The organism is Rothia sp. HMSC067H10, assembly GCF_001810635.1.
Taxonomy (GTDB): Bacteria; Actinomycetota; Actinomycetes; order Actinomycetales; family Micrococcaceae; genus Rothia; species Rothia dentocariosa.
Genome location: NZ_KV802317.1, coordinates 701,166 through 719,652, shown reverse-complemented (window position 1 = coordinate 719,652; position 18,487 = coordinate 701,166). Strand labels below are relative to the sequence as shown.

The 18,487-nt window shown below is 52.4% G+C and carries 12 protein-coding genes, 3 tRNA genes and 1 pseudogene; 7 read left to right on the top strand and 9 right to left on the bottom strand.

From position 1 onward, the window contains the following. Nucleotides 1-75 precede the first annotated feature (75 nt). The 6 genes from HMPREF2756_RS10085 to bcp all read right to left on the bottom strand — a co-directional run bounded on the left by HMPREF2756_RS10085 (nt 76) and on the right by bcp (nt 7,229). Nucleotides 76-1,011: an alpha/beta hydrolase gene (locus HMPREF2756_RS10085; protein WP_070620847.1), complete on the bottom strand. Its 936-nt coding sequence runs from the start codon at nt 1,009-1,011 to the stop codon at nt 76-78. A gap of 163 nt (nt 1,012-1,174) precedes the next feature. Next, complete coding sequence (locus HMPREF2756_RS10080) at nt 1,175-2,470, bottom strand: YihY/virulence factor BrkB family protein (protein ID WP_070620845.1); 1,296 nt, start codon at nt 2,468-2,470, stop codon at nt 1,175-1,177. A gap of 231 nt (nt 2,471-2,701) precedes the next feature. Further along, the gene (locus HMPREF2756_RS10075) at nt 2,702-4,183 is read right to left on the bottom strand and encodes a malate:quinone oxidoreductase (protein ID WP_070620843.1); all 1,482 of its coding nucleotides are present in this window, start codon (nt 4,181-4,183) and stop codon (nt 2,702-2,704) included. Nucleotides 4,184-4,365: 182 nt separating this feature from the next. Beyond that, on the bottom strand, nt 4,366-6,348 hold the full coding sequence (locus tag HMPREF2756_RS10070; RefSeq protein ID WP_070620841.1) for an ABC transporter substrate-binding protein: 1,983 nt from the start codon (nt 6,346-6,348) through the stop codon (nt 4,366-4,368). Nucleotides 6,349-6,602: 254 nt separating this feature from the next. Continuing rightward, nucleotides 6,603-6,687 (bottom strand) — tRNA-Leu (locus HMPREF2756_RS10065). Nucleotides 6,688-6,752: 65 nt separating this feature from the next. Then, complete coding sequence (bcp, locus tag HMPREF2756_RS10060; protein ID WP_070620838.1) at nt 6,753-7,229, bottom strand: thioredoxin-dependent thiol peroxidase; 477 nt, start codon at nt 7,227-7,229, stop codon at nt 6,753-6,755. A 267-nt stretch (nt 7,230-7,496) separates the two neighbouring features. On the opposite strand from bcp, the gene HMPREF2756_RS10055 reads away from it, so the two are divergent. Further along, nucleotides 7,497-7,569: transfer RNA gene (locus HMPREF2756_RS10055), tRNA-Lys, on the top strand. Between the two features lie 186 nt (nt 7,570-7,755). Then, nucleotides 7,756-7,828: transfer RNA gene (locus HMPREF2756_RS10050), tRNA-Lys, on the top strand. A gap of 113 nt (nt 7,829-7,941) precedes the next feature. Here HMPREF2756_RS10050 and HMPREF2756_RS10045 read toward each other — a convergent pair. Then, nucleotides 7,942-8,460 carry a hypothetical protein gene (locus tag HMPREF2756_RS10045; RefSeq protein WP_070620834.1) on the bottom strand — a complete coding sequence of 173 codons (519 nt, stop codon included), beginning with the start codon at nt 8,458-8,460 and terminating at the stop codon, nt 7,942-7,944. Between the two features lie 541 nt (nt 8,461-9,001). On the opposite strand from HMPREF2756_RS10045, the gene HMPREF2756_RS10040 reads away from it, so the two are divergent. The 5 genes from HMPREF2756_RS10040 to metG all read left to right on the top strand — a co-directional run bounded on the left by HMPREF2756_RS10040 (nt 9,002) and on the right by metG (nt 15,380). Next, complete coding sequence (locus HMPREF2756_RS10040) at nt 9,002-10,822, top strand: acetolactate synthase large subunit (protein ID WP_048753200.1); 1,821 nt, start codon at nt 9,002-9,004, stop codon at nt 10,820-10,822. Further along, a complete protein-coding gene (gene ilvN / locus HMPREF2756_RS10035) occupies nt 10,822-11,322 on the top strand; it encodes an acetolactate synthase small subunit (RefSeq protein ID WP_004004952.1) in 501 nt (166 codons plus the stop codon). The genes HMPREF2756_RS10040 and ilvN overlap by 1 nt, the downstream gene beginning before the upstream one ends. A 157-nt stretch (nt 11,323-11,479) precedes the next feature. Beyond that, nucleotides 11,480-12,508, top strand: coding sequence for a ketol-acid reductoisomerase (ilvC, locus tag HMPREF2756_RS10030; protein WP_004004951.1), 1,029 nt, complete (start codon nt 11,480-11,482; stop codon nt 12,506-12,508). A gap of 307 nt (nt 12,509-12,815) precedes the next feature. Continuing rightward, on the top strand, nt 12,816-13,625 hold the full coding sequence (locus HMPREF2756_RS10025; protein ID WP_238382280.1) for a YwqG family protein: 810 nt from the start codon (nt 12,816-12,818) through the stop codon (nt 13,623-13,625). A 207-nt stretch (nt 13,626-13,832) separates the two neighbouring features. Further along, nucleotides 13,833-15,380 (top strand): methionine--tRNA ligase, encoded by a 1,548-nt coding sequence (metG, locus tag HMPREF2756_RS10020; protein ID WP_070620832.1) that lies wholly within the window; start codon nt 13,833-13,835, stop codon nt 15,378-15,380. 130 nt (nt 15,381-15,510) lie between these two features. On the opposite strand, the gene HMPREF2756_RS10015 is transcribed toward metG, so the two are convergent. Together HMPREF2756_RS10015 and HMPREF2756_RS10010 are read right to left on the bottom strand one after the other, a co-directional pair. After that, nucleotides 15,511-18,237 carry an FtsX-like permease family protein gene (locus HMPREF2756_RS10015; RefSeq protein WP_070620828.1) on the bottom strand — a complete coding sequence of 909 codons (2,727 nt, stop codon included), beginning with the start codon at nt 18,235-18,237 and terminating at the stop codon, nt 15,511-15,513. 2 nt (nt 18,238-18,239) lie between these two features. Further along, nucleotides 18,240-18,487: pseudogene (locus tag HMPREF2756_RS10010) on the bottom strand (ABC transporter ATP-binding protein); the annotation flags it as partial.

Below are 18,487 nucleotides of genomic sequence, written 5' to 3'. Positions count from 1 at the left end.
CATTCTAGGGCTATCACTAGGGTCTGTACATACGAATAGCTATAAGCTAAGCGTGTTAGTGCGCATGAAAGATGCTTATACTGCTTGCCGGTCACTTACCTGAGAATCGCGCGCAAAGGCTAAAGCGTTGCGCCTAAAAACGCCTGAGGTCAGGGCACTCACATGATCCCTCCCCGGAATATCAAGAAATTTTAGGTACGGATGTACCCTCTGGAGCAGGGGATATAGCCTACGCCCCTCGGCAGCGATGGAGTCTTCGGAACCGATTGCGATCAGCAGAGGAACACGAGGGTACGGGAAAGGCGGGTTAGCAGCGTGAATAACGGGAATGCGCGTAGAGTCTGCAAGCGCAGACGGCAATGAGAAGAACTCGCCGAAGGGTATATGCACAAAATCAAGAAGAGCATCGGTGCGCAAAGGTGAGGATTCAATAATGCTGGTGAAGGCTTCTTCTGTCGCAGGATCTTGGGTAATGGCATCATCAGCACACGAGGCAGAAAGCATAGAGTGCAGGGCTTCGAGGTGATTGTGCAGGGGCATACCACCCAGCATAAGCGATGCAACGCGAGATGGGTGCCTCAGAGCGAGCTCCCACCCTACCCTAGACCCGAAGGAAAAACCCACGCTATGTACTTGCTGGATAGCAAGTTCGTCAAGGAGAGCAGAAAGCGTATCAGCAAAGAGAACCATGCCGTTCTGCGGTGAACCATCTTCTGACACTGTGGTCTGGACGACCGGAAAAATACCGTGTTCTTCGATTGTTCCCACCGGGAGTTTGGCATGTACCGTAAAGTTGGAGTCTTTGAGGTATTTTTGCCCGTGAAAAGGTAAATCGACGGTTAGCACGGGTATACCCGCCCGAATGTACTGACGAATCCAGCCGGTACCGCCCCAGAGCTGGTCGCTACGGGTTGCAAAGCCGTGCAGAAACAGAACGGGAGTTGTACCTTTTTCCGCGTTTGCAGGTGTGTAGCGGGTGTATTCAAAAGGCGGTATGGGAGTCTCACACATATGTATATTTTTGCACCTGCGCGCGCTGATTGTGTAGAGGAAAATATATATGACGTGTGGGCGAAAAATTACGTTCATGACGATCACAATCGTGGTGGGTGTGGTGTATTTCCGCCAACTACCACAGGTGTATCCGGTAGTGCATGTGCCGCTCACGCTGCACTTAAAAAAGCGTGTCTCGCGAAGAGTCTTGACGCTTGGAGCTGCCGTTTTGAGGATTATCGCTGTGTGGCGTGGAATCGCGGGTATGTTTTTGAGAGGACTGCGAAGCCTTCTCCTTCACGTCCCTAGAATCCTCAGAGGGTTGTGCCTCCGTTGCCCCTGCATGGGTATCGGAAACAGCCTGTCGAAGCATCTCAGTGTTGGTAGAAACAGCAGTCTGCACCCGTTCGAGGATTGAGGGCTCGGGCGGTTTGGGCAGCGTCTGCTGACCGCTTGCAAGGTCTTGGATCTCTTGGGCACTTGAGCTTAGGGCCTCTAATTTTTCCTGGTACTTGGTAATGGCTCGGGTGTCGCGGGGGTCCACACGCAGTTTTCCGTCGATATCCTCACCCGCTACAATTTGGCGCATCCGTTCAAATTCAGCATCGACATGAGCGCCAAAGACCAGCATATTGTTCATGATCCAGAGGAACACCAGCATGACGATGACACCACCGATAAGTCCGTAGGTAGCGTTATATTTGCTGAAATTATTGGTGTAGATGGTAAAGCCTAATCCGCCTAATCCCATGCCAAACAAGGCGATAACGGCTCCTGGCGAGGTCCACCGAATTTTAAGACGCCGCACATTGGGTGTTGCAGTGTAGAGCATCGCAATGAGAAATACCGCAAGAATGAGAATTAAAACCCAACGCCCATTGAGCCACAAAACCTTGATGAGTTCTATATCTACTCCAGGCATATAGGGTGCAACCCAGTCGAGAACTGATGCTCCCAAGAGGAACATCAGCATCATGAGAACCACAAGCACTATAACCCCGGTAGTGATGAGTACGTTATAGGGTTTGAGGAACCACCCGGGTCGTCCTTCGCGTACTCCGTATACGTTATTGAGCGCACGCCCGAAAGACCCTACATATCCGGAGGCAGACCAGAGCGCACTGAGAATACCAATGATTAATGCAAACCCGGCGCCTTGTCCATTGGTTAGCTGATGAATAGGTCCTTCCAGAATCGAGTACATTTGCTGAGGGGCACGCTCTTGGAGGAACTCTAAGATTACCTTGGCGCTGTCTTCTCCCTGCCCAAAAATTCCCAGGAGTGACAGGATCGCGAGCAGAGCAGGAAATGCAGAGAGCACCGTGAAATAGGTGAGCGCTGCGGCTAGATCTGTTCCCCCGTGCGCTCCAAAGGAAAAACCCGCGCGTCGAAAAATATAGGCGATACTGCCCTGAGGAAATTCGCGTATTTTTACATATTCTGAATGAGGAAGTGATTTTTTGCGGCGTCGTGCCATAGGAGCGTTCCTTGTCTTGGTGTTTGCTTGCGGCGCTTAGGAGTACTAAGTACTTGTGGCAATAATACAGGAAATAGTTTTTCTCATGAGGAGGAACGATAGAGCGCGGCACGTATGAGTTCTCTCCACTGAAGAGTTTTACTATTACTTAACAGCGAAAACCTCCATCCAAAAACCTGTGTATGGCAGGGAACAGGATGAAGGTTTTCGAGTCAGCACCTCAAGTGTATCTTAGTTGGCGATATCTAATGTATGTGCAGTGTGAGCCATAATTTCGTCAGCGAGATCCGGATTATCGTTGAGTTTAACCCCATACCCCGGAACCAGAGCACGGATGCGCGACTCCCAACCTGCAAACTGAGAAGGAAAGCACCTCTTGAGTAGGTTCAGCATAATGGGTGCTGCGGTTGAAGCCCCTGGTGATGCGCCAAGCAGAGCGGCGATAGAACCATCGGCCGAAGAAACAACCTCGGTGCCAAATTGCAGAATTCCGCCCTTCTTCGCATCCTTCTTCATAATTTGCACACGTTGACCCGCTTCAATGAGTTCCCACTCGTCGCCGTTAGCCTCAGGGTAGTAGCGGTGCAGGGACTCCAGACGCGCATTCTTATCTTTAACCAACTCGGTGAGCAGATATTTGACGAGCGACAGGTTATCGAGACCCGCACGAGTCATGGGATAAATATTGTGCAGACGAAGTGAGAGAGGCAGGTCAAGGAGAGACCCTTGCTTCAGGAAATTAGTCTTGAACCCAGCATAAGGCCCGAAAAGCAGAGAGCGCTTGCCGTTAACATATCGAGTATCCAGGTGCGGAACAGACATCGGAGGAGCGCCTACGGACGCCTGACCATACACCTTTGCATTGTGCTTAGCGGCGGTAATTTCATTGGTGTTGCGCAGGAACAGACCCGAAACCGGGAAGCCGCCGTATCCCTTACCTTCCTCAATCCCAGACTTTTGGAGCAGATGCAAAGCACCGCCTCCAGCACCGAGAAAAACAAATTTAGCGTGGATTTTCAAGGGTTCTTCGGTATTAATGCGGTTAATGGCAGAGACGATCCACGTACCGTCAGATTCACGGTCAAGGTTCTTAACCTCGTAGCCGTAGCGTACTTCGACTCCCTGAGATTGCAGATAGTCGATCATGCCGGAGGTAAGCGCACCAAAATCAACGTCGGTACCTTCCGGAGCCCAGGTAGCTGCGACCGGTTCTCCTTCGGAGCGGCCCTTGACTGTCAAGGGCGCCCATTGAGCAATTTGGTCGCGTTCCGTGGAGAACTGCATTCGCTCGAAGAGCTTCTGTTGACGGAAAGAATCGTAACGTGCCGCAAGGTACTTGGAATGATCTTCGCCGAATACAAGGGACATATGGGGTACAGGGTGGATGAAATCGTTATTGGGCAGAATACCTTCATTTACAAGGGAAGCCCATAACTGACGTGAAATCTGGAACTGCTCATTAATACCCAAGGCTTTATCGGCGCTTACTTTTCCGTCGGGACCAGCGGGGGCGTAATTCAACTCGCACAGTGCAGAATGACCGGTGCCAGCGTTATTCCACGGGTTCGAGGACTCCTGTGCGGGCTTATCAAGGCGTTCCAGAAGAGTAATGTTCCAGGTGGGTTCCAATTCCTTCAAAAAGACACCAAGCGTTGCGCTCATAATACCGCCGCCCACAAGGACGACATCGGTCTGTTCAGTACGTGCTACCACTGATACTCCCAGGGGTTTGGTGCCCGGCTTTGGGCACGGTCATATGACAGTTGTATGACTCTAGCGTACTCCCTGAGGGTCTGTAGGTACACATTCCACTGAGAAAAATCCAGAATCAGTAATGTAGTTCACAAAAGAGTGAGGAAATTCTGCAAAATACATTAAATTCCACAACTGAAGCCTTAGGAAATTCGCACTTTAGCAAAGAGCTCGATAGCGCTTTGTTCGGTTTCGTAGCCAATAATACGTCGATTAATACCTATGTTAGACGTAACGTTCAAAAGTGGGACCGCAGGCATAAATGCCGCTAAATCCTGGTTGATGGAACGATATTTTTCACGCTGTTCGTCTAAAGAAGTGGCGCTATCGGCTTCGCGGATCTTACTCATAATCTGTTCCAGCGTAGGCGCAGGTTCTACCTTTGCAGGAGTAATGCTGGGAGACGGGGTAGGCGATGTCTCGGCTTCGGAACTGTCCTTCGGGGCAGCGCTTGCTGACGGCGATGGAATCGGAGAATCGGTGGGATGCGCCTTCGCCTCGGGGGTATCGTGCGATACGGGGTTTAATCCCATAGCATCGATCCACTGCGCCACCAGAAGAGGCGCAAGAACCGGCCCAAGAAAAGCGTAAGGATCACGATAGGTTCCGTAGAAACCACCGAGGAGAATGCCGCGAGTAGTATTTATTTCCGTAGCGCGGGTATGATAATCGGACCAGTTCAGCGGAATAGGTTTAATATTGAGCCCAATATCGAGAAGAGCTCCGATCATCTCAGAGTAGACTTTTTGGGGTGACATAATCCACGGAAGCGAAACATCAATAGGGTAGTAGCATTCGATGGTTTCGCCTGTGTATCCTGAGGCCGCGAGCAACGATTTTGCTTGGTCAACGTCTCGCTTATACAGACGTTCCAGAGAGTCATCCGAGGTACGAAAAAGCCTAGGCATAAGGTGCAGTGCTTCAGAAGTTCCAGAAAGGTAATATCGGATGAGGGCACCGCGATCGACAGCTCGCGCGATAGCTCGGCGCACCGAAATATCTTTGAGGACCGGATGCGCAAGGTTGAACCCCAGATACAGAAGCGAGAAGGGATCACGCAGCGGGTACAGGAACCCTTCACGCCCCAGCGGCCCTAAGTCATTGCCGCTTACTTGATCGCAGGCATCAACTTTATTGTCTACGAGAGCATAGTAACGCTTGTCGGAAGAATTGAGAGTCGAGAAATGTATTTCGTCGAGTTCAATCTTTTCCTGCTTGATACTCACAAATTTATCGTTGCGTATGAGAACGATATCGGTATTTTGCGAAGCGGGTGTTGAGATTTTAAAGGGCCCAGTACCGATGGGCATCTCTTTGATATGGTGGTTCTCGGTAAGCGCCTCGGGTGAAACGATGCCGAAAGCCGGTTGGGTCAGAATCCTCAAGAATGCTTGTGAAGGGCGCACAAGCGTAAACACAAGCTTAGAATCGGTGACGCGCACATCGGAAACTAGGGGAGCATAACGTAAAGGTATCTGCTCGGTGCGTTCATCAGTCTTTGGTGCATCAGCCTTGGGTGTCTCTGCTTCTTTCTGATCCGAAGGGGTTTGCGTTGCGGCGGCAGACGGCGAAGAGCTTGCCTCCTGTGATGCTTTACCTGCGTGTGGCGAGTTGGAGTGCACAATGTTACCAAAACCCCAGCCGTAGAGCGGCTGAAAGGGAACGCAGCGTGCCGCCGTTTCTGGGGATGTTGCTAACGCCTGCCACCGCTGTACATTACGCAGTACGGCTTCTGCCGTGAGGGGAGTGCCATCGCTAAATGAGACCCCTTCCCGGAGCGTAAACGTATAGGTCAGACCATCTGGGCTAATCGTCCATGAGGAGGCAAGCGCCTCCTGCGGAACGCCCGTGTAATGGTCGGCACTCACGAGAGTTTCAAGAATCTGTGCTGTTACACGGTACGTCGGAGAGACCGGGTCAAAGGCGGGATCAAGAGAGTAAGGTGCCGCGCCTTGAGCAAATCTAAAGATCCTGCGGGTCTCTCCTGAACCGTTGTCGGGTGCCGAATCACCGCAGGCCGTCAAAGTATAACCCGCTGCCAGAAGAGACCCTAACCGCAGCGCAGTGCGGCGGCTGATACCGCTATAGCTGATACCGGGGGCATCGGTTGGGGAGAGATGATTCACGGACAAGCCCTTTCATGGTGATTACTGAACCGTGATAGGTAATGCGTGGTTGATAAGGCGTTTATGTCTGGGCGAAAACACTATTCTTTTAGAATACAACGTCACGATTTAATGTCGCGATACTCAAAGAGGGTTTTAGGCACGACTCACAGCGAATTATAGGCTTAGGAATATAGCGCCAGGGTACTCTGCTGTGCGGTATATAACAAAAAGCCCGCAACTTCTTCGATAAGAAGACGTTGCGGACCCAAGATTGGTGCGCGAGGGGGGACTTGAACCCCCACGCCGTAAGGCACAGGAACCTAAATCCTGCGTGTCTGCCAATTTCACCACTCGCGCGGGGAGCAAAGCTACCTAGGAAAGTCTACACGAGGATATAAGACTATACAAACGGAAAAATCCGACTATTTGGGGTCAATGCCAATGTCACGGCGTAGCTTAGCAACATGGCCGGTGGCGCGTACATTATATTGCGCCAGCTCTATGATGCCCTGCTCATTGATGACGAATGTAGATCGGATAAGTCCTTCGTAGACTTTGCCATAGTTTTTCTTTTCGCCCCATGCGCCATAGGCAAGCGCAACGGCGTGATCGGCATCGGAGAGAAGGGGGAAGGTGAGAGACTCTTTGGCGGTGAACTTCTCTAAAGCTGCGGGCTTGTCGGGGGAAACACCTAAGACAATGTATCCGAGTGATTTCAAAGAGGCAAGGTTATCTCGAAAATCGCAGGCTTCTTTAGTGCATCCGGGTGTTGATGCTTTGGGATAGAAGTAGAGAATGACCTTATGCCCTGCGTAATCCGCTAGGGAATATTGCTGACCGGTGTAATCTTCAAGGGTAAAACTTGGGGCTTTTGTGCCGGGCTCTAGTCGGGTGCTCATGGTTTCTCCTTAAAAGTAGATGTTCTCGGTATTGAATGTGTTGCCGTAAACGTTCTATTTAGTGTACGGGGTTTATAGGATCTCTGGGAGGTTTTTTCGCGAGGGTGTGCCATGAGATGAGGTACTGCGGTGCCATCGAGAGCATGAGCGAAAGCAGAAAATGAGAGTTTGTGTGAAGCGTCACTTATATGTAACTTGCGTGAAATATTAATTATCCGTATAGTATTTATCTGTTGTCGTACGAATGCGATACATCACCCCAAGTAAGCGCCTCTAGCTCAATTGGCAGAGCAATTGACTCTTAATCAATGGGTTCTGGGTTCGAGTCCCAGGGGGCGCACAGAATAAACCCCGTCAGTTATGGCGGGGTTTTGTTGTATACCATGGTGATTTGCAGTCGTGATGCTGGACGTCGATGTTCGCCAAAATCACTGACTACAGTCGTGTTCGTAAGTTGCAAAACGCGCTTGATGCTCGTATAGTATTTATCTGTTGCCGTTGCGAAGCTGCAATATTTGTTACCTAAGCGCCTTTAGCTCAATTGGCAGAGCAATTGACTCTTAATCAATGGGTTCTGGGTTCGAGTCCCAGAGGGCGCACAGAATAAACCCCGTCACTATCTGTGACGGGGTTTGCTTTTTATACAGTCCGGCTGGATTAGTGTATATGCATTATCCGTGACAGCCCTGTATGGTACAGGCCGTTTAAGAGTCTAGAGAACAGGCCAGCGTGAGGTTACAAACTCGCGGAAAGCAGAGACGTCGCGACTCTGGTTGAGAACACCGGTCCCGTGAATGGTGGTAATCTCAGGTGCATCCTCAAAAATAAGCAGGAAAGAGCTGCCGTTCACCGATTCAATAGCCACCGAATGTTCACCTACCCGGTATGCATGCAGCGCATTTGTGTTATCAATGGTGGATGCGGTGCCCGCAGGTGTAACATCTGGCATGCGGATAGGGGCGATAATAACCTCGTCAGGAACCTCTTGGTAGCCCACCAAAAAATGCTCCTGCATAGGTTCTTGGTGTTGGTCGATATCGGGGTTGCGGTAGATGGCGCTTCCGGTAGCGTAGACCAAATCGTAGGCCCCATAGTTAATAATCTGCTCATCGAATGCAGGGTGAAGTACCTTGATGAGCTGTTCTCCCGTAAGAGCCTCGGCGCTCTGTGGTTGGCTGGACTGCTCTGGTGTAGGGGAGGGTGAAGCAGCCAGGTTTTGCGAGTCGGTCATGTACTCATCTTACCGGCGAAGGCGTTCTACGTCACTGTATCACGTCACATATTTACCTGGGGGATTCCTGGAGCTCGCAGATTACCGTGAGAGTCTAGGATACGAGACTCTTGCCTGCGCCTCCCTGAATACTTTACAGCTATCTCGAACTCAGGGACCCCAGCATGGTATCCAAAGCGTTGAGTAAGCGCTCGAAAATATATCGAAAATACACGCAATGCGAAGAAATTAGAGAAACTCTCATAAAAACGGCGTGGAAATTTGACTCATGACATCAAGAGCGAGACTATATAAAGGTGCAAACACGCAAGACGCAGCGAATTCTTAGCCTTGTCGTCGTCGCCTAGGGCGCTTCACAAGGTAGATTTTCTGTGAATAGAATGTGCGCCCTTCGCAACACCATAGCGAAGGGTATTTTTATAGCTAAAGGCGCCCGACCGGAGCCTACAGCGAGCGAAACAGTGCGTAAGATACCCGAACAGGCGGGCTTCACGCGCATCTGTCGAGAACTAGAAAACAATACAAACGAGGCATCATTATTATGACCACGGGATTTTCGATTAACTCCGCGGGTAGTGGGCAGGCTGAAGAAAAAGCCCCTGCTGCCGAACGCATGACCGGCTCGCAAGCGATTATTCGTACACTCGAACTTTTGGGTGTTACCGATGTCTTCGGTCTGCCAGGTGGCGCAATTCTGCCCACCTACGACCCTCTGATGGATTCTTCCAAAATTAACCACATCCTCGTTCGTCATGAGCAGGGGGCAGGGCATGCAGCTCAAGGGTATGCAACTTCCACCGGCAAAGTCGGCGTGTGTATTGCAACATCAGGGCCGGGCGCCACAAACCTGATCACCGCGATCGCGGACGCCAATATGGACTCCGTTCCGCTGGTAGCTATCACCGGTCAGGTTTCCACCAAACTTCTGGGCACCGACGCCTTCCAAGAAGCGGATGTGGTGGGCATGACCATGCCGATTACCAAGCACTCCTTCATGATTTCTGATCCACAGGATATTCCGCGTGCGCTCTCTGCCGCGTTCCATATCGCCTCCACCGGACGCCCCGGCCCCGTGCTCGTGGACATCACCAAGGACGCGCAGGTTGGTATGATGGAGTTCAACTGGCCTCCCAAAGTTGAGGTGCGTGGGTATACCCCCGTAACCCGTGGTCACTCCAAGCAGATTCGTGAAGCGGCCAAGCTCATCAGTGAATCCAAACGTCCCGTGCTGTACGTTGGCGGCGGTATTATCCGCTCCGGTGCATCCGAGGAGCTGGCAAAGCTCGCCGAAATTACCGGGGCTCCCGTGGTGACCACGTTGAACGCCCGTGGTGCTTTCCCAGACTCCAACCCGCAAAACCTGGGCATGCCTGGTATGCACGGCACCGTTCCCGCCGTGTTCGCTATGCAGAAATCTGATCTGCTGATTACTCTAGGGGCTCGTTTTGACGACCGTGTGACCGGTAAACTCGACTCTTTCGCCCCCGAAGCCAAGGTCATCCACATTGACGTAGACCCGGCAGAAATCTCCAAGATTCGCTTCGCAGACGTGCCGATCGTGGGTGATTTGCGCTATGTGCTCCCCGAACTCAATGAACTGCTCTCCACCGAGTTCGCCAACAAGTTGCCGGATTTGGGGCAGTGGTGGGTTGAACTTGATACCATCAAGAACGACTACCCCCTTGGGTACACCAAGACCGATGATGGTTTGGGATCCCCCCAGCACGTATTGGAGCGCCTGAGCGCCCTCACCGGCCCCGATGCTTTCTACGTGACCGGCGTGGGACAGCATCAAATGTGGGGCGCACATTTCATCGGCCAGGAGAAACCGCGGCATTTCCTCAGCTCAGCAGGACTCGGCACTATGGGATACTGCGTTCCCGCCGCTATGGGCGTGAAAGTTGCCAACCCAGACTCAATTGTGTGGGCTATTGATGGTGACGGTTGTTTTCAGATGACCAACCAGGAACTTGCCACCTGCGCACAGAACAACATTCCCATCAAGGTTGCCGTGGTCAATAACTCCTCGCTGGGCATGGTGCGTCAGTGGCAGGCACTCTTCTACGATGGTCGATACTCCAACACTCACCTGCGCACCGGGCATGGAACCGACCGCATCCCTGACTTTGTGAAGCTTGGCGATGCCTATGGATGCGCCACTTTCCGCTGCGAGAGGGACGAAGACGTGGACGAGGTCATCAAACAAGCGCTCGCTATCAACGACCGTCCCGTGGTGATTGACTTTACCGTGAGCCCCGATGCCATGGTGTGGCCGATGGTGCCCGCCGGTGTATCGAACGACCTCATCCAAATCGCTAAAAACACGTCACCCGATTTCGGTCGAGAAGAGGGAGAAAACTAATGAGCCTGCACACCCTATCCGTTTTAGTTGAAGACAAACCCGGTGTGCTCTCACGCGTGACCGGTTTGTTCTCTCGCCGCATGTTCAATATTCAGTCTTTGGCGGTGGGTCCCACTGAGGTTCCCGACGTTTCGCGCATCACAATTGTTGCTGATGGTGAGCCTGAGACTTTGGAACAGCTCACTAAGCAGCTCAACAAGCTGATCCATGTGCTTAAGGTGGTGGAGCTAGCCCCAGAGACTTCAACACAGCGTGATCACATCATGGTTAAGGTCAAGGCGGATGCCGCCGCTCGCCTGCAGGTTGTGCAGGCCGCTGACCTTTTCCGTGCTTCGGTTATTGATGTCTCTACCGAGTCCGTGGTGATTGAGGCAACCGGTTCTCCCGAAAAGCTTAACGCCTTGCTTGATGTTCTTGAACCTTACGGAGTGCGAGAGATCGTGCGTGCTGGGACCATTGCACTCTCTCGTGGTCCACGTTCCATGAGTGAACGTATCTAACGCTAAAACCCTGTCAGGATGTGGGAAGCGCCGCCCACGGTTCGATACTTCCCGCATCCTGAGATTTATCACAGAACGCCCATGAGCGGCGCCACGTCTAGTAAACTTAACGCCTGAGCCTGAGTTCGGGCTAAACCTATTATTTTGAGGAGACAAAATGGCAGCAACCATTTTCTACAACGACGATGCAGACCTCGCCCCAGTCCAGGGACGTACCGTTGCGATTATCGGTTATGGTTCTCAGGGACATGCACACGCTCTGAACCTGCGTGATTCTGGAGTCAAGGTTATTGTTGGCCTGTCTGAGGGCTCCAAGTCCCGCGCTAAGGCAGAAGCAGAAGGTTTGCGCGTAGCTACCGTTGCTGAAGCTGCAGCTGAAGCGGACCTCATCATGATTCTGACCCCGGACCAGGTACAGGCTCAGGTCTACAAAGAGAGCATTGAACCTAACCTGAAGCCCGGCGATGCTCTGTTCTTCGCACATGGCTTCAACATTCACTTCGGGTACATCACCGTTCCCGAAGGCGTGGATGTAGCTATGGTTGCGCCGAAGGGTCCCGGCCATACCGTACGTCGTGAATATGAAGCAGGTCGTGGTGTGCCCGCTCTCGTTGCCGTTGAGAAGGATCCGTCCGGTAAAGCTCTGGATCTTGCTCTGTCCTACGCTAAGGCACTCGGTGCAACCCGTGCAGGTGTTATTAAGACCACTTTCACCGAAGAGACTGAGTCTGACCTCTTTGGTGAGCAGGCGGTGCTGTGCGGTTCGCTCTCACAGCTGGTTCAGTACGGTTTCGAGGTTCTTACCGAGGCAGGATACCAGCCTGAAATTGCATACTTCGAGGTTCTGCACGAACTCAAGCTCATTGTGGATCTGATGATTGAGGGCGGTATTGCTAAGCAGCGTTGGTCCATTTCCGACACCGCCGAGTACGGCGACTACGTCTCCGGTCCTCGCGTGATTTCTCCTCAGGTCAAGGAGAACATGAAGGAAGTTCTCGCCGATATCCAGAACGGCGCCTTCGCAAAGCGCTTCATGGACGATCAGGCCGCAGGTGCACCCGAGTTCAAGGAACTGCGTGCTAAGGGCGAGTCTCACCCGATTGAAGCTACCGGTCGCAAACTGCGCGAGCTGTTCTCGTGGAACACTGTTGACGATGACTATACCGAAGGTTCGGTGGCTCGCTAAGCACTAAGCTACTAGCGTTTCTGGGGGTGTCTATCATGATGGTAGGCACCCCTTCGTGTGTGCTTGGTCTTTGAGATATTTACGGCTACTAATAGCAATGCTCTGGAATTTCTTTCCTATCGTATATACCACCTGCCTGAGCGGCTGGAGCTATATGGTGCTGTTCCTGCTACCGGACAAAATAGGTAATGACGAAATCGGTTGTGTGTTGGCTCGGGAAGGTGCTCTCATTAAACCAGGGCGCAGGTGGAAACACCTGCACAACCCAGCAATGACCATAGATAGAACCGTTGAAGGAGAGCTTCCTGTGAGCGATATTGTTGAGAAAGCTACTGCCCTTGTTGAAGAGCTCTATGCTGAAAACCCATTACCCACTATTAGGATTAAGCCCTCTGAGGCTGCTGAGCCGCTGCCGGTGACCGTCTCGAAGTTCGGGGGAGTGCCGTATCTGCCCGCTGGGGTGGAAGCTCCTACCGACTCAGATGGGGTGCCGATGGGCATGGTTGCGCAAATCAACTGTACTGAACTACCTGAGAATCCCATTTATCCGCCTACCGGCATGGTGCAGTTCTGGGTGAGCACAAACGTATGTTGGGGGATAGATAAGGAAGAGAATCACCGTGTGATCTACTATCCTCAGCTGGGTGAAGCGAATCCGGATGCGGTAGCGACTTGGGAGGATCATGAGCGAGACTTCTGGTGGCCTATCAAACATGAATGTGCACTCGAATTTACGACACTTGGGCGGGAAATATTCGCCCCGAACGATTCGATAAATCACCCGCTGCTTGAGAAGTGGAACCAGGCATACCCGGAACAGGCTATTACGAGTCTTTTTGACCTTGACGTATATGATGTGGAAGAAATTGAGGAATTTACTGGTTCAGGGGACTACTCAAGGCTTGGTGGGTTACCGCACTTCATGCAGGGCGATCCACGCCGCGAAGAGCCTGAAAACTCTGATATCCGCAGGCGTACCGTGAACCTGTTAACGATGGATTCGTATGGGAACACGGTGCTCTGGGGCGATGTTGGTACGGCGAACTGGCTGATTGCTCCGGACCGGTTGGCAGCCCGTGACTTCTCGCAGGTCTTCTATGAGTGGTCATGCGGCTAGCGGGCCCGGCCTACAGTGCACTGCTGTAAACGCAGGCGGCCCCTTCGCACATTCTGCGTGCCGAGCACCGTCACGGTGTGCAGCGCGCGACATGTGCGAGGGGGTTTGCTGCTGCAGCTGGTGTTGTGTGTGGGTACATGACGGCGGGCTTGTCGCATTACTGTTTTGCCGCATCTATACTGAAAAACTGCGGTAAGATTAATAATTATGAGTGCTACCCCCTTCTACATCACGACTGCGATTTCTTACCCCAACGGAAACCCCCACATCGGTCATGCCTATGAGACCATTGCCGCCGATGTGCTGGCACGTTTCAAGCGACTCGACGGCTTTGACGTGCGCTTTATGACGGGCACCGACGAACACGGGCAGAAGATGCAGACCACCGCTGAGAAACAGGGGAAAACCGCCAAAGAACTCGCCGATGAGAACTCTGCCCGTTTTAAAGCTATGAACGATGCTCTCGGTATTAGCTACGATCGCTTTATTCGCACTACGGATCCGGACCATTATGAGGCATCCCAAGCAATCTGGAAGCGTATGGAAGAGAACGGGGATATCTACCTTGATAAATATGCCGGATGGTACTCCGTGCGAGATGAGGCCTATTACGCTGAGGACGAGACCGAAGAACGCGACGGGCAGCGCTACGCCATTTCTACCGGAACGGAAGTCGAATGGACTGAGGAAGAATCTTATTTCTTCCGCCTCTCAAAGTACGCCGATAAACTTCTAGAACTCTATAAGAATGAAGGGTATGTTTTCCCTGAATCACGTCGCAATGAGCTGATCTCATTCGTCAAGGGTGGTTTGAACGACCTTTCGATTTCACGCACCACCTTCGACTGGGGCGTTCCTGTGCCTGGCAACGATAAACATGTCATGTACGTGTGGGTGGATGCGCTGACTAACTACCTGACCGGGCTTGGCTACCCCAATACGGACGGGGAACTGTTCACGAAATATTGGCCCGCTGATCTGCACCTGATCGGTAAGGATATTACTCGATTCCACTCTATCTATTGGCCTGCGTTCCTCTGGTCTGCCGGTCTTGAGCTGCCCAAACGTGTTTTTGGGCATGGGTTCCTGCTGGTTAATGGTGAGAAAATGTCGAAGTCGGTGGGCAACGTGGTGGACCCCGCGGATCTTGTGGCAGCGTTCGGGCTGGATCAGGTCCGATTCTTCCTGATGCGCGAGGTCTCTTTCGGACAAGACGGCTCATACTCCGAAGAATCTATTATCAACCGTATTAATTCTGATTTGGCGAATAATCTGGGGAATTTGGCGCAGCGTTCACTGTCGATGGTGGCGAAGAACTGCGACGGTAGGGTGCCTACCCCCGGCAAGTTCAACGAGGCTGATCGTAAGATTTTGGCTGATGCTGCCGCCCTGTATGAGCCGGTTCGCGCGGACTATGATGAGCAGGCGTTCCACCGTGCCCTAGAGCGCATCTGGACTGTGCTTGCCGATACGAATGCTTACTTTGCAGAACAGGAACCGTGGACTCTGCGCAAGAACGGCGAGTTTGAGCGTATGAATACCGTACTCTACGTGACTCTTGAGGTGGTCCGTCAGGTTGCCATTCTGATGCAGCCGGTGATGCCCAATTCGATGGAGAAACTTCTTGACCTGCTGGGGGTAGCAGAAGGGGAGGGACGCCTTTTCGCTGCGCTCCCTAAGAACCTGACAGCTGGGAAGGAGCTTCCTGCACCGACCCCGGTTTTCCCGCGATACGAAGCGCCAAAAGAGGCATAGAATCACACTATAAAGTACAGAATATCCCGGAACTTCCAAAGAGGTTCCGGGATATTTTTGGTAGTAAGGGCTCCCGGTATTATCTAAAACACCGGGAGCCCTTACCTTTTGCAGGATCTAGCATACCTGATTAGTGGGAACTCAGCCCCTCTACCGGGGATTGTCGCGCTGACCGGAAAGCTGGGATAGCCGACGCTGCAAACGCAGCGATGATACCCACGATGAGTACGAGAACCAGACCGCTGACAGGTAGAACTACTGCCATCGCCATGGACTCGCGAGTAGCGTGTACCAGTACTTGAGAAAGTACAAGGCCTATACCCACACCCGAAACGATACCCATCGCCAACGCGCCGAGAGTAATCATGACAGCCTCGGTCGAAACCATACGCCGCAGCTGTTTGCGGGACAGGCCCAGCGAGCGGAGCATCGCATTCTCCCTGCGACGTTCGTTCACCGATAGGGTCATAGTATTCGCCACACCGATAATGGCGATCACAATAGCCAGTGCCAGCAGGATCAAGGCACCACTGAGCATAATATTCAGTATTTGGTCATTATTCTTGCGAATCTGAAGACCACCTTGAAAGTCAGTTCCGTTGTTTGCCTTGGCGAGCTCCCCTTGAAGCTCGGTATTATCGCTTGATGACAGTGGAGTGCTTGCCCGCACCAGAATCATGGTTGCTGTACCGCGTGCTGCGAAACTACGCGCCAAAGCAGGATTTTCTTGAGCCGCTTTCATGAGCGCTTCTTGGGCGGCGGGATCGTCCGGCAATGCCTGATTACTAGCTGCCTGCGGATCAGATGCATTCTGAACCTGGGCACCGGTTTCCGGTGATACCACGAAGAATGGTTCCTTAGTGTTTGCCTTGACGGGTTTGAGCTCAATCTCGCCAAGAGGGCCGCTGACCTTAAGACGAGTGCTGTTATCGAACTTACCCAGATCCCAAATATCCTGGGGAACAAGTACCTCATCATTCTTTAAATTGGTACCTGATTCTCCGGTTGCTACCTTGTGCAGATCATCGTTGCTAAGTGCGATTACATTGTCTTTGAGATTGGCGGAGTCTGCGTTATCGGGCTTTGCTGTGTATTCGATAATGCCCGCAGCCGAGCCGACGCTGACAGCCTCAACATTCTTCGTGCCCCTGATCTTATCAGCAACTTCGTGAGCCTTTGTCACGCTTGCGCTGCCGTTAGTTGCGGTAGATTCACCGAAAGGAGCGTATGCCGAAATCGGCGATATCCTATCAATCTCTTGGGCAATGGAGGCGCTCATCACTGAGTGGCTGGTGAGAACAGCGGAAATAACCAAGGTTCCTACCAGCACGGCTCGCCCAGTGGAAACCGTGCGTTTGGGTGAGCGCAAGGAATTTGCTAACGCCAGTTTACCTGTTTGCCCGCGCAGAGCTACGCCGAAAAAACGAACCAGAGGGATGAGAACCCACGGGGTGAGAAGAAAGACTGCTATGCCGAGGAAGAGGCATGCCAGCAGTACGGAAGAGATAGCGGATCCGCCGTCTTTATTCCCTATAGCCGCGATAGCGATAATAACGCCTGCAAGAGCGGAGAGAATACCGAAGATTCCTCCTAGAACGCTAGGTTTCTTGACCGCCTGGCTTGTGCTTGCGCTCATGGCACTAATAGGGGAAATACTCAGTGCGGTGCGCGCCGGTATAAGTGAAGCGAGTACGGTCACAGCGGTGCACATGAGTACGCCTGCAATAAACGCCGTGGGGGAGAAATTGACGATGAACGAGCTGAACATCGCGTTTAGAATGCCACCGACCGCGTATACCAGTCCTGAACCGATGACTGAGAAGAAGACCCCAATTATTAGTGATTCTATGAGGAGCATCCGCACCAGCGAACCACCGCGGGCACCCAGAGTACGCAGCAGGGCGAGTTCGCGTACGCGCTGCCCCACCAGCACCGCGAAGGTGTTCGAAATGACGAACGAAGAAACCAACAGAGCCAGAATTGCGAAGGCGATAAGAATGGTATTCAGCGAGTTGAAGAGCGTTGAGAACTGTTTCTTAAGGTGATCTATCATCTGCGTGTTAGAGAGCACCTTGGGGGTGGTGTTTTTATCACCGGTGTTCAGTTCTTTCTGCAGAGCGTCACGCGAGTCCTGGGTATTGTTCTTGAGCTTAATGAACGCCTGAGGCGCCATGGGTTTAGCGGGGTCTGAGACGATCCCGCCCTCTTCCTCTGCAAGCTGACGCGCGGTATCCGCAAGACCGGTGCCACCAATAAAAACGTTGTCGCTCATCTGTGAATCTGAGATACCGGTGTTAAAGGTAGCCGTGAGGGTGTACTCGGTGTCTTTCGCGTTATCCTTATCGGTGGCTGAGGCGACGATATTGGGCATGGTCACCTTATCGCCAATTTTCAGGTTGTGTTTCTCGGCGAAGCTCTTAGCGACCAGGAGTTCGGTGTCTGTGGACGGGAGATTCCCCTCAATATCAAAGGGCGAAAGGTCCTTTGACGGTGGCGCAGAACCGTATGCTACCTTCTCCTTATCGGCTCCGTAGGTGCCGGAAAAAGTGTATAGAATCCAGGATGAGCTAACCTCTGGAGATTCCTGAATCTTCTTAACCGTGTCATTGGACATCGGGAACTTAGCGGTTGAGTTCTGATTATCCTGGTCCATGACACCCGCAGAGACCACCATGTTCTCGGAGTTAGCGTAGACATCGCCGATAGTCGCATCCATCGTGGCCTGAAGCGATGCGGTAAGCATCAGCACCGCCGAGATGAAGAATGATGAAATGGCGATACCAATACCTGTGAGAATGTATTTCTTCTTGGAGGAGCGGATATTTGCCCGCGCCACCGTATTAAGTGTTGTAGCCAATGTTATTCACCTTCCAACTGACCCATAGCCTGAAGCACCGCGTCGTGGGTGGGATTAAGCATTTCGCCAGCAATCGCACCGTCTTTGAGGAAGACCACGCGGTCTGCGTAGGATGCGGCGTGTGCATCGTGCGTCACCATGAGGATGGTCTGCTGGTGCTCGGTTGCTGCATCCCGAAGAAGCCGCAGAACCTCAGCTCCGGAGTTTGAATCGAGATTGCCGGTGGGCTCGTCGGCGAAGACGACGTCCG

Excerpts from the sequence above, each read along its gene's own strand:
- HMPREF2756_RS10040 (WP_048753200.1), top strand. The coding sequence starts at position 9,002 with ATGACCACGGGATTTTCGATTAACTCCGCGGGTAGTGGGCAGGCTGAA.
- HMPREF2756_RS10045 (WP_070620834.1), bottom strand. The coding sequence starts at position 8,460 with ATGACCGACTCGCAAAACCTGGCTGCTTCACCCTCCCCTACACCAGAG.
- ilvN (WP_004004952.1), top strand. The coding sequence starts at position 10,822 with ATGAGCCTGCACACCCTATCCGTTTTAGTTGAAGACAAACCCGGTGTG.
- ilvC (WP_004004951.1), top strand. The coding sequence starts at position 11,480 with ATGGCAGCAACCATTTTCTACAACGACGATGCAGACCTCGCCCCAGTC.
- HMPREF2756_RS10080 (WP_070620845.1), bottom strand. The coding sequence starts at position 2,470 with ATGGCACGACGCCGCAAAAAATCACTTCCTCATTCAGAATATGTAAAA.
- HMPREF2756_RS10085 (WP_070620847.1), bottom strand. The coding sequence starts at position 1,011 with ATGTGTGAGACTCCCATACCGCCTTTTGAATACACCCGCTACACACCT.
- metG (WP_070620832.1), top strand. The coding sequence starts at position 13,833 with ATGAGTGCTACCCCCTTCTACATCACGACTGCGATTTCTTACCCCAAC.
- bcp (WP_070620838.1), bottom strand. The coding sequence starts at position 7,229 with ATGAGCACCCGACTAGAGCCCGGCACAAAAGCCCCAAGTTTTACCCTT.